The sequence below is a fragment of the Pseudomonas sp. NFACC10-1 genome, assembly GCF_900119195.1.
Classification (GTDB): domain Bacteria; phylum Pseudomonadota; class Gammaproteobacteria; order Pseudomonadales; family Pseudomonadaceae; genus Aquipseudomonas; species Aquipseudomonas cerasi.
Genome location: NZ_FPJB01000002.1, coordinates 412,439 through 425,898, shown reverse-complemented (window position 1 = coordinate 425,898; position 13,460 = coordinate 412,439). Strand labels below are relative to the sequence as shown.

Here is a 13,460-nt window from a genome sequence, read left to right as displayed (position 1 = left end):
GGCGATACAGTATTTCTTCGAGAATGCTGAGGTGGTGTAGATATATATTTTTCTTGACGGTTCTCAACTTGACTCTAACGGATTGCTTATTAGGGCAGGCTCAAAGTATCAGTTAACCAAAACCACCACCTTCCCCACAGCCCTGCGCCCACCCAACAAATCAATCGCCTCCCCAGCCCTTTCCAGCGGATAAATCGTCGACACCAGTGGCTTCAATTTCCCTTCTTCAAACCACGCAAACAGCTGCTTGAAGTTCGCCGCATTGTCCTGCGGTTGTCGCTGCGCAAACGAGCCCCAGAACACGCCGACCACCGAGGCGCCCTTGAGCAGGGTCAGGTTGACGGGCAGTTCCGGAATGCGGCCGCTGGCGAAGCCGACGACCAGCAGGCGCCCGTTCCAGGCGATGCTGCGGATGGCCTGGTCGAAGAGGTCGCCGCCGACCGGGTCGTAGATCACGTCGGCGCCGTTGCCATTGGTGAGACGTTTGATTTCGTCCTTGAGGCTGGTTTCGCTGTAGTTGATCAGTTCGTCCGCGCCTGCGTTTCTGGCGACTTCGAGTTTTTCTGCGCTGCTGGCGGCGGCGATGACGCGGGCGCCGAGGGCTTTGCCAATTTCCACGGCGGCCAGGCCGACGCCGCCGGATGCGCCGAGCACCAGCAGGGTTTCTCCCGCTTGCAGGTTGGCGCGTTGTTTGAGCGCGTGCATGGAGGTGCCGTAGGTCATGCTGAATGCGGCCGCCGTGGTGAAGTCCATGCCCTGCGGAATCGGCAGTACGTTGTAGTGGGGAACGGCGACCTGTTCGGCAAAGCTGCCCCAGCCGGTGAGCGCCATGGCACGGTCTCCGGGTTTCAGGTGGCTGACGTTTTCCCCGACGGCGGCTATCACGCCTGCGGCCTCACCACCCGGTGAGAACGGGAAGGGGGGCTTGAACTGGTATTTGCCCTCGATGATCAAGGTGTCGGGAAAGTTGACCCCGGCGGCGCGCACTTCAAGCAGAATTTCGTTCTTTTTGATCGCGGGGCCGGGGACGTCTTCGAGCACCAGTGTGCTGGCAGGACCGAAGGCTTTGCATAACAGGGCTTTCATCGGGCTATTCCTTTTCCGGTAATGGCCGATAAAGTCAGTTAAGCGGGTTCCCGGGTCAACAAGCATGGCCCTGCCTGATAAGCACACATAAGCTGTAAGCTACGTGGCAAACCGTATTAAGGAGTGAACTGTGAAAGCGTGGATTCTGATGTTGCTGGCCTTGTCATTGCCTGTCATGGCGCAAGAGGAAGCCAAGGAAGAAGGTGGTGCGCCCAAGGCGGCTTATGTCTCGCTGACGCCTCCGTTCGTGGGTAACTACGCGCTCGATGGCGGCCCCAAGCTGCGTGTCTACAAGGCTGACATTTCCTTGCGTGTGACCGGTGCCGACGCCGAGGCCGCCGTGAAGCGCAATGATGCACTGATCCGCAATCAACTGGTTTCGCTGTTCACTCAGCAGACCGTTGATTCCATGAGCAGCGCCGAAGCGAAGGAAAACATTCGTCAGGAGGCACTCAAGCAGGTTCAGCGCGTCATGAACGATGAAGAAGGCAAGCCGATTGTCGAAGACCTGCTGTTCAATAACTTCATCGTTCAATAACGTCCGTCAGCGCAGTGCCAGTATCGCCGCCCATTGCTCGGCGGTGACCGGCATCACCGAGAGCCGGCTGCCTTTCTGTACCAGAGGCAGTTGCTCCAGCTGGCTTTGTTGCTTGAGATAGCCCAGCCCCAGCACGCGCTTGAAGTTCTCCACGAACTCGACGTCGATGGCACTCCACGGATTCTTTTCCTCCGTGGCCTTGGCGTCGTGATAGTGGCTCTCGGGGTCCAGTGCGGTGGGGTCCGGATAGGCTGACCTGGCGATTTTAGCGATGCCGGCGATTCCCGGCTCCGGGCAACTGGAGTGGTAGAAAAAGAACGCGTCGCCCTCGGTCATGGCTCTCAGAAAATTACGCGCCTGATAGTTGCGCACCCCGTCCCAGCGAGCGTTGCCCAGTCGTTGCAGGTCGCTGATCGAGAATTCATCAGGCTCGGACTTCATCAGCCAATAGGCCATTGTGCTCACTCCACAGACAAAAAGTTCACGGTATTTCGAATGGCTTGATGACAAACCGACAATCGGTTCGCGCCACTATTTGCGTACTGGTTCACGTTACCGCAAAATGCCGCCCTTTAAAGTTCCACGCTGCTGCACGGCCTATACAAAAACCGATGCTGACATCGTATTGATTTGCCTAAGGAGGGCAGTCAATGAAACGCAAGCCTGATTTACTCTGGATTCTGGTTATTTTGTTTGGCTTGGGTGTCGTGACAACCGGTTATGCACAGAGCTTGTGGTCCACCAAGGATGACGCTCCAGTCGAGATCACTCAGCAGCAGCAAAAAGTCCCCGGCAGGCATTGAGCCCTGCTTGTACTCTGATCGTTGATTGCCCTGTTGGCTGAACGATCAGAGTGTCTGCGTCACATACCAGCCTTTATCCGATACCGTGCCTTGCAGCGGTACATCCCAACTGGCCTGCGCCAGTCGATCGACTTTCTGACACTCGTGAGCCAGTCCCAGTAACACCGGTTTGCGCCAGGTCTTTCTACGCGCCAGGTACGCCAGGCTGCGGTCGTAGAAACCTCCGCCCATGCCCAGGCGACCGCCTTCGTCATCGAAACCTACCAACGGCATCAGAATCAGGTCGAGCGCACATATAGTGCGCTGTTTTGCCCGGTCAATGCGCGGCTCGGGGATGCGGAAACGGTTGGGGATGAATGTCTCGCCGGGACGCACGCGCTGAAAAACCATGCGGGTGCGCGGCCATGCGTTGAGCACCGGCAGATAGGTTGCCTTGCCGCGGCGCTGGGCTTCGCGCAGCAACAGCCGCGGGTCGATCTCGCCATCCATCGGCAGGTACAGCGAAACATGTCGGGCACGTCGAAACAGTGGGTGCTGCGCCAGTTGACGGTAAATATCCCGTGCGGCTTCGCGTTGCTGGCTGCGGCTCAAGGCTTTGCGTGCCTTGCGTAGCTGGCGGCGCAATTGCGGACGTGTAAGTGACTGGGCGCTGATCATGAGCAGGAGGTCATGCAGGCTGATCCGGAAAGGAGGTTGAAGCTTGAGCGGGGTCGTCGTTGCCAGACAACGGGGCTGGCAACTGACCGAATATGGACTCCCCGACGAACCGCTGTCGGTTTAGCCCTTGAACCCGAAAGTTCAAGGTGGAGATTGCAGGAGGTTTTAAGGCTTTCCGTCGAGCGGACATGCACACCAACCCCAACGTGCAACCCCCGTGGTTGTGCGTATCGGCTCAGGGACATGACCGACTGGCAAGCACTCCAGGGAGCAGCGCGAGTATACAGAAATGCCCCGCAATAATCAGCCCCGAGTTGAATCCGGTGTGCCGGGCGTGTCTGTCGCCAGCACCAGATCGACCTTGTCGAGCAGATCGCGGACCTGTTCGCGGGTTGAACCGCTGGTCTGTACGTCAGGCAGATGTTCCTTGTGCAGCAGATCGTGAGTGATGTTGAGAGCGGCCATCACGGCGATGCGATCGGCGCCGATGACTTTACCGCTGCTGCGGATTTCACGCATCTTGCCATCCAGGTAGCGGGCGGCGCTGACCAGGTTGGTGCGCTCTTCCTGAGGGCAGATGATCGAATATTCCTTGTCCAGGATCTGAACGGTAACGCTGTTGCCATTGCTCATGAGTCTTGCTCCAGGGCTTTAAGGCGCGAAATCATTGACTCGACCTTCTGCCGGGCGATTTCGTTTTTTTCAATCAGTTGGGCACGTTCCTCGCGCCAGGTCTTTTCCTGAGCTAATAAGAGTGCGTTTTGCCCTTTAAGTTGCTCGGCATACTTCAGGAGCAGCTCCACACGTTTCATCAGCGCTTGCAGGTCGGTGTCTTCCATTGTTTTCCACTGAATACTTTCTGATGAATGGCAGGGGGAGCGATGCTTGTGCTCAAGCTCGAACCACCGTCCGGGTGATCTTGTCGCGCGGATAGTCTAGGATACAAGGCCTTCATTCTAGACATTGCGCCGTTTGGCGACTAGCTACCCATGCCCATTCAGAATTCTCCGTACAAAGCGTTCGCCACTCTGCTCAACAGTGGCGGTCACCAGGTATCTCCTGCCGAGCTGCATGGCCTGTTGCTGGGGCGCAGTTGCGCAGCTGCCGGTTTCGACAATGAAGGCTGGTTCGCCGACGCGTCGCAACTGTTGGAAACCGAGCCGCAAGACAATATCCGTCAGGCGCTCATCGGTCTGCAAGAGATGGTCAAGGGCGAGCTCACCGGCGACGACATGACCGTTGTGCTGTTGCTGCCGGGCGACGACGAACCACTGACCGAGCGCGCTGCCGCGCTGGGCCAATGGTGTCAGGGATTTTTGACAGGCTTCGGTCTGAACATCGGTGACAAGCCGCTGGGTACAGAGGCCAAGGCCGTTCTTGAGGATCTGGCGGCGATTGCGCAGGTTCAGGACGCGCTGGAAGAGTCCGAAGACGGCGAAACCGACTACATGGAAGTCATGGAGTACATGCGCGTAGCGCCGCTGCTGCTGTTCACTGAATTCAACGAGCCGTCCGCGCCGCAACCCAAGCCTTCACTGCACTGATAGCCGATCACTGCGACACCGGCCTGCGCGTGCCATAGCGCGAGCCGGTGGACTCCATCAGGACGCTGCTGCCCATGATTCAGATCCCTAAGTCCGAATACGCCCGCCGCCGCAAGGCTCTGATGGCTCAGATGGAGCCGGACAGCATTGCCATTCTGCCGGCCGCTGCGGTTGCCATCCGCAATCGTGACGTCGAGCACGTCTACCGGCAGGACAGTGACTTTCAGTACCTGAGCGGCTTTCCCGAGCCGGAAGCGGTGGTGGTGCTGATCCCCGGTCGTGAATACGGCGAGTACGTCTTGTTCTGCCGCGAGCGCAATCCCGAGCGCGAGCTGTGGGAAGGTCTGCGCGCAGGTCAGGAAGGCGCGATCCGTGAGTACGGTGCAGACGATGCGTTTCCCATCAATGACATCGATGAAATCCTGCCCGGCCTGATCGAAGGCCGGGATCGGGTGTATTCGGCGATGGGCAGCAATCCCGAATTCGACCGGCACCTGATGGACTGGATCAACGTGATTCGCTCCAAAGCGCACCTCGGTGCCGAGCCGCCCAAGGAGTTCGTGGCGCTGGACCATCTGCTGCACGACATGCGCCTGTACAAGTCCGCTGCGGAAATCAAAGTCATGCGTTGCGCGGCAGATATTTCGGCGCGGGCTCACGTGCGTGCGATGCAGGCCTGCCGCGCCGGGCTGCACGAGTTCAGCCTGGAAGCCGAACTGGACTACGAGTTTCGCAAGGGCGGTTCGAAGATGCCTGCCTACGGCTCGATCGTTGCCTCGGGGCGCAACGGTTGCATCCTGCATTATCAGCAGAACGACGCGGTGCTCAGGGACGGTGATCTGGTGTTGATCGACGCCGGCTGCGAAATCGACTGCTATGCCAGCGACATCACCCGTACCTTTCCGGTGAACGGCAGGTTTTCCCCCGAGCAGAAAGCCATTTACGAGCTGGTGCTCAAGGCCCAGCATGCGGCCTTCGAGGCCATCGGCCCCGACAAGCACTGGAACCAGGCACACGAGGCGACGGTCAAGGTCATTACCGCCGGGCTGGTCGAACTGGGCCTGCTGCGCGGCGACGTTGGCGAGCTGATCGAAAGCGAGGCCTACAAAATGTTTTACATGCACCGTGCCGGGCACTGGCTGGGCATGGATGTGCACGACGTAGGCGAATACAAGGTCGGCGGCGAGTGGCGCGTACTGGAGGTCGGCATGACGCTGACCGTTGAACCCGGGATTTACATATCCCCCGACAACCTGGAAGTCGCGAAGAAATGGCGAGGTATTGGTGTGCGAATCGAGGATGACGTGGTTGTGACCAGGCAGGGGTGTGAAATTCTGTCCGGCGGCGTGCCCAAGACCGTCGCCGAGATTGAGGCGCTGATGGCGGCTGCACAGGAACAGGTCGCATGAGCCGCTTCAATATCGCCATCGTCGGCGGCGGGCTGGTCGGTGCAAGCCTTGCGTTGTCGCTGCAGGCCGGTGCCAAGGCGCGCGGCTGGAAAATCGTGCTCATCGAACCCTTCGCGCCGGGTGAGGCTTGGCAGCCCAGTTACGATGCGCGTTCTTCGGCACTGTCGTTCGGCTCGCGACGCATCTATGAACGGCTTGGCCTCTGGCAGCAGATTTCCCGACGCGCCGAGCCGATCCTGCAAATCCAGGTGTCGGACCGTGGTCGCTTCGGCGCCACTCGCCTGTCCGCGATTGAAGAGGGCGTTCCGGCGCTCGGCTACGTAGTCGAAAACGCCTGGCTCGGTCAGGCTCTGTGGGCCGGGCTGGATCGTGATGTGGTCAGTTGGCGTGTGCCGGCCGAGGTCAAACACATGCAGCCATTGGCCGACGGTTATCGCCTGAGCCTGAGTGACGACAGCGAGCTGGACTGTGACCTGGCGGTGCTGGCCGACGGCGGCCGTTCCAGCCTGCGCGAGCAGCTGGGTATCGGGGTGCGGCAACGGCCCTACGATCAGCATGCGCTGATTGCCAATATCACGCCGAGCGAAGCTCACTGCGGGCAGGCGTTCGAACGTTTCACCGAGGACGGGCCGATGGCGCTGCTGCCATTGCCGGAAAACCGCTGTGCGCTGGTCTGGACGCGTCCGGGCAACGATACCCAGCGCCTGGCCGAGCTGGACGACCGCAGTTTTCTGGAAGAGCTGCAGGGCGTGTTTGGCTATCGCCTGGGCACGCTGCGTCAGGTCGGTGCACGGCATGTCTACCCCCTGGCGCTGATCGAGGCCGAAGAGCAGGTGCGTTCGCATCTGGTGATTCTGGGTAATGCGGCGCACAGCCTGCATCCGGTCGCCGGGCAGGGGTTCAATCTGTCCTTGCGTGACGCCGATGCACTGGCCGGGACGCTGCTGGACAGCGCCGCGCCGCCCGGTGAGTTGTCGACTCTGCAGCTCTACCGTGAGCGTCAGCGTCAGGATCAGCAATTGACCGTGGGCTTCTCCGACAAGGTGACACGCCTGTTCGGCAGCTCCCGGTCGGCGGTTGCCACCGGGCGTAACGTCGGGTTGCTCGGCCTCGACCTGCTGCCCGCCGCCAAGCGCTGGTTTGCCCGTCAGGCCATGGGGTTGGGGACTCGATCCGATGTGTGAATCACACACTTTAAACACAGGGCTTCGGCCGCAAGCGAGAACGGTTTGACCATGGAAACGCGCGCAGATGTGCTGATTGTCGGAGCCGGAATGGTCGGCAGTGCCCTTGCCTTGGCATTGCAGGGCAGCGGCCTTGATGTGCTGGTGGTCGACGGTGGGCCGCTGAGCGTCGAGCCATTTGATCAACAGTCGGGCTTCGAGCCGCGGGTCAGCGCCCTGTCGGCGGCCAGCCAGCGAATCCTTCAGCGTCTGGGTGTGTGGGAAGGCATCGCAGCCCGGCGCATCAGCCCGTATGCGCATATGCACGTCTGGGACGGCAGCGGCACCGGGCAGATTCACTTCTCGGCCTCCAGCGTGCATGCCGACGTGCTGGGCCACATCATCGAAAATCGTGTGGTGCAGGACGCGCTGCTCGACCGCCTGCATGCCAGCGACATCGGTCTGCTGGCCAATGCGCGGCTTGAACAGATGCGTCACTCCGGCGATGACTGGCTGCTGACCTTGGCCGATGGTCGTCAGCTGCGCGCACCGCTGGTGGTGGCCGCCGACGGTGCGAATTCCGCTGTGCGCCGCCTGACCGAAACGCCGACGCGTGAATGGGATTACCTGCATCACGCCATCGTCACCAGTGTGCGTACCGCCGATCCCCACAGAAAAACCGCCTGGCAGCGTTTCACCGATGACGGGCCGCTGGCCTTTCTGCCGCTGGAACGCGAGGGCGAGCATTGGTGCTCCATCGTCTGGTCAGTCACACCTGCCGAAGCCGAGCGCCTGATGGTGCTGGAGGATGACCTGTTCTGCCGCGAGCTGGAGCAGGCATTCGAAGGGCGACTGGGCCAGGTGCTGTCTGCCGATAGCCGCCTGTGCGTGCCGCTGCGTCAGCGTCACGCCAAGCGTTACGTTGCCAGCGGATTGGCGTTGATTGGCGATGCGGCACACACCATTCACCCGCTGGCCGGGCAGGGCGTGAACCTCGGTTTCCTCGACGCCGCAGTGCTGGCGGAAGTACTGACCCATGCTGCAAAGCGTGGCGAGCGCTGGTCTGACCTGCGTGTGCTGGGCCGTTACGAGCGCCGCCGCATGCCGCACAACCTCGCGCTGATGGCCGCGATGGAAGGCTTCGAACGCCTGTTCCAGGCCGACCCGCTGCCCTTGCGCTGGTTGCGCAATACCGGCCTGAAAATGGTCAACCGCATGCCCGAAGCCAAATCGCTGTTCGTGCGCGAAGCGCTGGGGTTGTCGGGAGACCTGCCCGAGCTGGCGCGGATCGAAGCACACTAGAAGCCAATACATACCTGCGCGGAGCATGGGTACGATGGTGTTCTTCCGGGCACGTTACGCTCGCGATCCCCCAGACACCTATCGTTCCTCACGCTCCAGCGTGGGAATGCCTGTCGTGACGCTCTGCGTCATGGATGTGCGCTGCGACGCTTGATCAAGAGTGGACGCGCAGCATGGGCACGATGGTGTGTCCCTGACAATGCTCAACGCACCACCCCGCTGCGGTACTGTTCCGGTGTCAGCCCGGTCCAGCGTTTGAAGGCGCGGCTCAGGCAGTCGGTGTCGGAAAAGCCCAGCAGGTAGGCGATTTCGCTCAGCGAGCTTTGCTGATCGTTCATGTGCAGCAGCGCCAGGTTCTGGCGGCATTGATTGAGCAGCAGGTCATAGCAGCAGCCCTCGTCGGCCAGATGGCGCTTCAGGCTGCGCGTGCTCAGGTGCAGGGCTTCGGCGATGCTTTGGGCGGTGGGCTCGCCGTCCGGCAGCAGGGTTTCGATGGCCGAGCGTACGCGCTGTTCCCAGATCAGTGACGGTAACGGATCTCCTTGGGATTCCTGGCCGTTCAGCTGTACCGGCCCGTCATCCAGATGGCTGTCGAATTGATCACCGCCAAACTCCAGCAGGTTCTCCTGCGCCGCAAACGTGACCGGTGAACGAAACAGGTCGTGCCAGGGCTGCGGATCCTCGGGTGCCGGACGTTGCAGGTGCACGGCGAGTGGCGCATAGCCCCGGCCTAACCGATTGCGGCAGGTGCGTACGTAAATGGCGGCAAATGCATCCAGCAGCTCATGAACCGGTGACTGACAGGATGGCGGCGTACCGAAGCGGAATTCATAACGCTCGCCGACTGTTCTGAAATCCAGCTCCAGAGAGTCCTCGGCCATCGAGCGGTAACGTACGATGCGCTCGAAAACCTCGCGCAACGAGCCGCTGGCGACAAGCGTGTAGCCCAGCGCATGAAACGCCGTCGGGCTGACAAAGCGTGAAACACGCAAACCCAGGGCCGGGTCAAGGCTGGCTTGCACTGCGCGTTGCCAGAGCGCGGCGGTGACATCCGGCGAGAATTGCGCATCGGGTTCACTCAGCCTGTTCAGGTCAATACCCGCGCTTCGGCACAACGCATCGCTGTCCATACCCAAGGCAATGAGCTGCTTGCGCAGAGCGGGGGTCCAGCTGGCGAGACTGCTTGGCTCAGGCATGCGGACGCCTCTTCCTGGCATAAGGTGACTTCGGCAGCAGGCCGGTGCCGACAAGGCACCACCGGGCAACTCCATTGCCTGACGCCGTCACCAAGAATGAGAGCATTTGTGACAGTTGTGCAAGTGCCAGGACGCGTTTCTTGCCGTCACACAGAAAATAGTTCGCGCTCTAATCGCTGAGCAGTGCCCCATAGGCCCAAACGAGCTATCAGCAGTCGCCAATTGCGCAGTCGTCGTATAACGCGAAAACGCTCCCTCCCTTCTCAACACGTCGCCAGCCCATGCTGATGAAGGTCAGAGCGTTTCTGTCATTTGACACTGGAATGGCAAATGACTATAAGTTCTCCATGTTGTACGACAACATAAGACTCGAATAAAATTACAACCACAAAAATAATTCAAAGAGTAACAACCTCATGATCAGTCTGAATTCTCAGGCCATAAAGGCATGCTCCTCGTGCGAAAAATCCGTTTTTACGCATGATCGTCGGCAGAAAGCGCCTAAAAGTCTTCTGAAGAAACCGTAACCTGAAGTTACATAAAACCAGCCGCCTCACGGCCTTGGCCGCGGGACGCTCATCGCCAATCTAAAAATAAACAGGGTGAAGAGATGAAGATAAAAGGCATTCGGTGGTGGATGGTGGGGCTGGTCACGGCCGGCCTGGTCGTCAACTACCTGGCACGCAATACGCTGTCTGTCGCAGCACCGACGCTCATGAGCGAGCTGAGCATCTCCACCGAGCAGTACGCGCACATCGTGGTCGCCTGGCAATTGTGCTATGCCATCATGCAGCCCGTTGCGGGCTACATCATCGACGCGATCGGCACCAAGATGGGCTTTGCGATTTTCGCCATCGCCTGGTCTGCCGCCTGCGCTGCCGCCGCATTCGCAACCGGCTGGCAGAGTCTGGCGATCTTCCGCGGCATGCTCGGCCTGACCGAAGCCGCGGGGCTGCCGGCAGGCGTCAAGGCGACCACCGAATGGTTTCCAGCCAAAGAGCGCTCGGTCGCCATCGGCTGGTTCAACATTGGCTCGTCGTTCGGCGCATTGCTTGCACCCCCGCTGGTGGTCTGGGCCATTCTGCAGAGTGGCTGGGAGCTGGCGTTCCTGATTGTTGGCGGTCTGGGCATTGTGTGGAGCGGCCTGTGGCTGCTGTTGTACAAGCATCCGCGCGATCAGAAGCGTCTGGGCGATGCCGAACGCGACTACATCCTCAGCGGCCAGGAAGCGCGTCTGAAGGATGCACCTGCCCGGAAAGGCAGTTGGAAGCGACTGTTCAAAAACCGTAATTTCTACGCGATTGCTTCGGCGCGAATCCTCTCCGAGCCTGCCTGGCAGACCTTCAATGCGTGGATCCCGCTGTACCTGATGACCGAGCGCCACATGAACATCAAGGAAGTCGCGATGTTCGCCTGGCTGCCGTTTCTGGCGGCTGACATTGGCTGCGTACTGGGCGGCTACCTCAGCCCGCTGTTCCACAAGTACTGCAAGGTGTCGCTGTTCACCTCGCGCAAGATGGTCATGCTGTTCGGCTGCTCCTGCATGATCGGGCCGGCGTGCATCGGGCTGGTCGAAAGCCCCTACACCGCCATTGCCTTGCTGTGCATCGGCGGTTTTGCCCACCAGACCCTGTCGGGCGCGCTGTATTCGATCACCTCGGATTCATTCGGCAAGAACGAGGTGGCCACAGCGACCGGGATGGGCGGAATGTTCGGCTTTTTCGGGGCGGCGGCGTTCACCATGGTGTTCGGCGTGCTGGTCACCAAAATCGGCTACAGCCCGCTGTTCGTGGTGCTGGCAATCTTCGACATCGTCGCTGCGATCGTGGTGTGGAACGTTGCCCGTGAAGTCCCGCAGTACGACGAGCCGGTACCGCTGCCTGCGGGCGAGCAGGGCCCGCGTACTGTGCCTGCAACCTGAGGCCGTCGTAATCCTGTAACGAAGTACGGATAGTCTTTGCCCTGAAAGTGATTTTTATTAGAGGCCGTTCCTCGAAGGCAGGGAGTGGCCTCTTTTTTTGTCTATTGGCTGATATTCGTTTTGGGAATTAACAAATAGCTTCTTATTCCTTAGCGAATATAACTTCCATCCCTATACTCGTCTCATGAACGCATACATGCAGGAGGCGAATCCATGCATAACGAGTCGATCCGGTATCTGATCGTGCCAGGCTGGCAGGGGTCTCCTGATGATCATTGGCAGACCCACTGGCAGAACAGCCTGCCCAACAGCACACGCGTGGAACAGGCCGACTGGCTCAAGCCTCGTCGTGAAGACTGGGTCGGCGAGTTGCAGCGCACGATTGCCGCGCACGACACCCCCGTGATCCTGATCGCTCATAGCCTGGGTTGCGTCACCGTCGCGCATTGGGCTCAACTCGCGCCGCTGGAAACCTTGCGTCAGGTGCAGGGCGCGCTACTGGTGGCACCGGCGGACGTCGAGCGTCCGAATTGCCCGCCTGCGTTGCGTAATTTCGCGCCGATCCCTGCTGATCTGTTGCCGTTTCCGACGCAGATTGTCAGCTCTGACAACGACCCTGCGGTCAGCTCCCAGCGCGCCATGGAAATGGCCCGTCACTGGGGCGCGGAAGTCGGGTTTCTGAGTCAGGCCGGGCATATCAACGTCAAGTCCGGTCATCAGCGCTGGGAGCAGGGGTTCGCCTACCTGTACCGGCTGCAAAACCGCCTGGAGCAACACGCGCGTCGTCGCGCATGACCGGGCAGCCTGTTTATCGGACTCACCGGGTCCCGTCTTTTTAAACGCTTGAGCCATCGCAAGGGCTCAGGCGGGAGTGTGTCATGAGCCTTCACGAAAACTTCGGTCAGCCGCTGCTGACCTTTCCCGATGCGGAAAAAAGCCCACTGAGCATTCGCGCCAAGGCGCTGGTGTTCATCGACCCACGCTCGCGCCGATTGCGTGAAGAAATGGAGCAACTGGCTCCCCGTTCTCTACCGGTACTGATCCGTGGCGAGTCCGGGACCGGCAAGGAGTTGCTGGCCCGGCATATTCATCGCGGCAGTGATCGCTCGGGTTTATTCGTTTCGGTGAACTGCGGTGCGATCAGCCCGACCTATGCCGACGCCGAATTGTTCGGCTACGCCGCCGGAGCCCACAGTGGGACGGTCAGCAGCCGCGCAGGCTGGTTTGGCTCGGCCAACGGTGGCACCTTGTATCTGGATGAAATCGGCGACCTGCCGTTGCCGATTCAGGTCAAGCTGCTCGCGGCGCTTGAGAATCACGAAGTCACGCGAGTGGGTGCGCAGCAGCCGAGCCCGGTCGATGTGCGTCTGGTCGCAGCCACCAGTATCGATCTGGCGCAGGCCGTGGCTGCCGGCAAATTCCACGAGCGGCTTTATCACTACCTGAGCGAGGGGCGTCTTGAACTGCCGGCGTTGCGCGAGCAGCCGGGCAACATCCTGCCGCTGGCCGAATATTTTGTCGGGATCTACAGCCAGCGTCTGAATCTGCCGGTGCAATTGATCAGCGAGGATGCGCAGCGCACGCTGGAGGCTCACAGCTGGCCCGGTAATACCCGTGAACTGGAGAACGTCATTCACTTTGCCTTGCTGGTCAGCAGCGGTGATGAAATTCGGGCTGAAGATATCAATCTGCCGGACATCGCCGATCCGTTCACGCTGATCGAGCGCCAGACGCAGCTATTGCTCGATGGTGGTGATCGCAGGCAGCTGTCCGCGCTCAGGCAATTGCTTGAAACAGTCACCTCAGAGCTGGCGCGGCGTCCTGCTTGAGCGCGCCCCAGC

The 13,460-nt window shown here is 60.3% G+C and carries 15 protein-coding genes and 1 other RNA gene; 9 read left to right on the top strand and 7 right to left on the bottom strand.

Annotated features, from left to right (window positions below; all coding sequences use genetic code 11):
• Positions 1 to 108 precede the first annotated feature (108 nt).
• Positions 109 to 1,086, bottom strand: coding sequence for an NADPH:quinone oxidoreductase family protein (locus BT119_RS06500; protein WP_072365140.1), 978 nt, complete (start codon positions 1,084 to 1,086; stop codon positions 109 to 111).
• A 130-nt stretch (positions 1,087 to 1,216) separates the two neighbouring features.
• On the opposite strand from BT119_RS06500, the gene BT119_RS06495 reads away from it, so the two are divergent.
• Complete coding sequence (locus BT119_RS06495; RefSeq protein ID WP_003365857.1) at positions 1,217 to 1,624, top strand: flagellar basal body-associated protein FliL; 408 nt, start codon at positions 1,217 to 1,219, stop codon at positions 1,622 to 1,624.
• A 6-nt stretch (positions 1,625 to 1,630) separates the two neighbouring features.
• Here the strand turns inward: BT119_RS06495 and BT119_RS06490 are convergent, their stop codons facing one another.
• Positions 1,631 to 2,080 (bottom strand): EVE domain-containing protein, encoded by a 450-nt coding sequence (locus BT119_RS06490; protein WP_003365859.1) that lies wholly within the window; start codon positions 2,078 to 2,080, stop codon positions 1,631 to 1,633.
• Between the two features lie 194 nt (positions 2,081 to 2,274).
• Here BT119_RS06490 and BT119_RS06485 point away from each other — a divergent pair, with 194 nt between their 5' ends.
• Complete coding sequence (locus BT119_RS06485) at positions 2,275 to 2,427, top strand: hypothetical protein (protein WP_003317333.1); 153 nt, start codon at positions 2,275 to 2,277, stop codon at positions 2,425 to 2,427.
• Positions 2,428 to 2,472: 45 nt separating this feature from the next.
• Here the strand turns inward: BT119_RS06485 and BT119_RS06480 are convergent, their stop codons facing one another.
• From BT119_RS06480 to BT119_RS06465, 4 genes are all read right to left on the bottom strand, one after another.
• Positions 2,473 to 3,084 carry a 5-formyltetrahydrofolate cyclo-ligase gene (locus BT119_RS06480; RefSeq protein WP_072365138.1) on the bottom strand — a complete coding sequence of 204 codons (612 nt, stop codon included), beginning with the start codon at positions 3,082 to 3,084 and terminating at the stop codon, positions 2,473 to 2,475.
• Between the two features lie 94 nt (positions 3,085 to 3,178).
• A non-coding RNA gene (ssrS, locus tag BT119_RS06475) (6S RNA) lies at positions 3,179 to 3,357 on the bottom strand.
• A gap of 30 nt (positions 3,358 to 3,387) precedes the next feature.
• The gene (locus tag BT119_RS06470; protein WP_003317331.1) at positions 3,388 to 3,717 is read right to left on the bottom strand and encodes a cell division protein ZapA; all 330 of its coding nucleotides are present in this window, start codon (positions 3,715 to 3,717) and stop codon (positions 3,388 to 3,390) included.
• A complete protein-coding gene (locus BT119_RS06465) occupies positions 3,714 to 3,923 on the bottom strand; it encodes a TIGR02449 family protein (protein WP_002551573.1) in 210 nt (69 codons plus the stop codon). The genes BT119_RS06470 and BT119_RS06465 overlap by 4 nt, the downstream gene beginning before the upstream one ends.
• A gap of 150 nt (positions 3,924 to 4,073) precedes the next feature.
• Here BT119_RS06465 and BT119_RS06460 point away from each other — a divergent pair, with 150 nt between their 5' ends.
• The 4 genes from BT119_RS06460 (at position 4,074) to BT119_RS06445 (ending at position 8,502) form a co-directional block, all read left to right on the top strand.
• Entirely contained in the window at positions 4,074 to 4,628 is a 555-nt protein-coding gene (locus BT119_RS06460) for a YecA/YgfB family protein (RefSeq protein ID WP_003432285.1), read from the top strand.
• A gap of 74 nt (positions 4,629 to 4,702) precedes the next feature.
• Entirely contained in the window at positions 4,703 to 6,037 is a 1,335-nt protein-coding gene (pepP, locus tag BT119_RS06455) for a Xaa-Pro aminopeptidase (protein ID WP_003432287.1), read from the top strand.
• Positions 6,034 to 7,221, top strand: a complete 1,188-nt coding sequence (gene ubiH / locus BT119_RS06450; protein ID WP_003365867.1) for a 2-octaprenyl-6-methoxyphenyl hydroxylase — start codon at positions 6,034 to 6,036, stop codon at positions 7,219 to 7,221. The genes pepP and ubiH overlap by 4 nt, the downstream gene beginning before the upstream one ends.
• A 51-nt stretch (positions 7,222 to 7,272) precedes the next feature.
• Positions 7,273 to 8,502 carry a 2-octaprenyl-3-methyl-6-methoxy-1,4-benzoquinol hydroxylase gene (locus BT119_RS06445; protein ID WP_003432291.1) on the top strand — a complete coding sequence of 410 codons (1,230 nt, stop codon included), beginning with the start codon at positions 7,273 to 7,275 and terminating at the stop codon, positions 8,500 to 8,502.
• A 203-nt stretch (positions 8,503 to 8,705) separates the two neighbouring features.
• Here BT119_RS06445 and BT119_RS06435 read toward each other — a convergent pair whose 3' ends face one another.
• A complete protein-coding gene (locus tag BT119_RS06435) occupies positions 8,706 to 9,698 on the bottom strand; it encodes an AraC family transcriptional regulator (protein ID WP_072365136.1) in 993 nt (330 codons plus the stop codon).
• Positions 9,699 to 10,335: 637 nt separating this feature from the next.
• Here BT119_RS06435 and BT119_RS06430 point away from each other — a divergent pair.
• The 3 genes from BT119_RS06430 to BT119_RS06420 all read left to right on the top strand — a co-directional run bounded on the left by BT119_RS06430 (position 10,336) and on the right by BT119_RS06420 (position 13,448).
• Entirely contained in the window at positions 10,336 to 11,619 is a 1,284-nt protein-coding gene (locus tag BT119_RS06430) for an MFS transporter (protein ID WP_003365873.1), read from the top strand.
• A gap of 213 nt (positions 11,620 to 11,832) precedes the next feature.
• Positions 11,833 to 12,414 (top strand): alpha/beta hydrolase, encoded by a 582-nt coding sequence (locus BT119_RS06425; protein ID WP_003365875.1) that lies wholly within the window; start codon positions 11,833 to 11,835, stop codon positions 12,412 to 12,414.
• Positions 12,415 to 12,497: 83 nt separating this feature from the next.
• On the top strand, positions 12,498 to 13,448 hold the full coding sequence (locus BT119_RS06420) for a sigma 54-interacting transcriptional regulator (RefSeq protein ID WP_072365132.1): 951 nt from the start codon (positions 12,498 to 12,500) through the stop codon (positions 13,446 to 13,448).
• The last annotated feature ends 12 nt before the right edge of the window (positions 13,449 to 13,460 follow it).

Bases quoted from the DNA above. Each gene is read 5' to 3' on its own strand.
- BT119_RS06480 (WP_072365138.1), bottom strand. From the start codon at position 3,084: ATGATCAGCGCCCAGTCACTTACACGTCCGCAATTGCGCCGCCAGCTA.
- BT119_RS06470 (WP_003317331.1), bottom strand. From the start codon at position 3,717: ATGAGCAATGGCAACAGCGTTACCGTTCAGATCCTGGACAAGGAATAT.
- BT119_RS06420 (WP_072365132.1), top strand. From the start codon at position 12,498: ATGAGCCTTCACGAAAACTTCGGTCAGCCGCTGCTGACCTTTCCCGAT.
- BT119_RS06465 (WP_002551573.1), bottom strand. From the start codon at position 3,923: ATGGAAGACACCGACCTGCAAGCGCTGATGAAACGTGTGGAGCTGCTC.
- BT119_RS06460 (WP_003432285.1), top strand. From the start codon at position 4,074: ATGCCCATTCAGAATTCTCCGTACAAAGCGTTCGCCACTCTGCTCAAC.
- BT119_RS06490 (WP_003365859.1), bottom strand. From the start codon at position 2,080: ATGGCCTATTGGCTGATGAAGTCCGAGCCTGATGAATTCTCGATCAGC.
- BT119_RS06500 (WP_072365140.1), bottom strand. From the start codon at position 1,086: ATGAAAGCCCTGTTATGCAAAGCCTTCGGTCCTGCCAGCACACTGGTG.
- BT119_RS06435 (WP_072365136.1), bottom strand. From the start codon at position 9,698: ATGCCTGAGCCAAGCAGTCTCGCCAGCTGGACCCCCGCTCTGCGCAAG.
- BT119_RS06445 (WP_003432291.1), top strand. From the start codon at position 7,273: ATGGAAACGCGCGCAGATGTGCTGATTGTCGGAGCCGGAATGGTCGGC.
- BT119_RS06485 (WP_003317333.1), top strand. From the start codon at position 2,275: ATGAAACGCAAGCCTGATTTACTCTGGATTCTGGTTATTTTGTTTGGC.
- BT119_RS06425 (WP_003365875.1), top strand. From the start codon at position 11,833: ATGCATAACGAGTCGATCCGGTATCTGATCGTGCCAGGCTGGCAGGGG.
- pepP (WP_003432287.1), top strand. From the start codon at position 4,703: ATGATTCAGATCCCTAAGTCCGAATACGCCCGCCGCCGCAAGGCTCTG.
- ubiH (WP_003365867.1), top strand. From the start codon at position 6,034: ATGAGCCGCTTCAATATCGCCATCGTCGGCGGCGGGCTGGTCGGTGCA.
- BT119_RS06430 (WP_003365873.1), top strand. From the start codon at position 10,336: ATGGTGGGGCTGGTCACGGCCGGCCTGGTCGTCAACTACCTGGCACGC.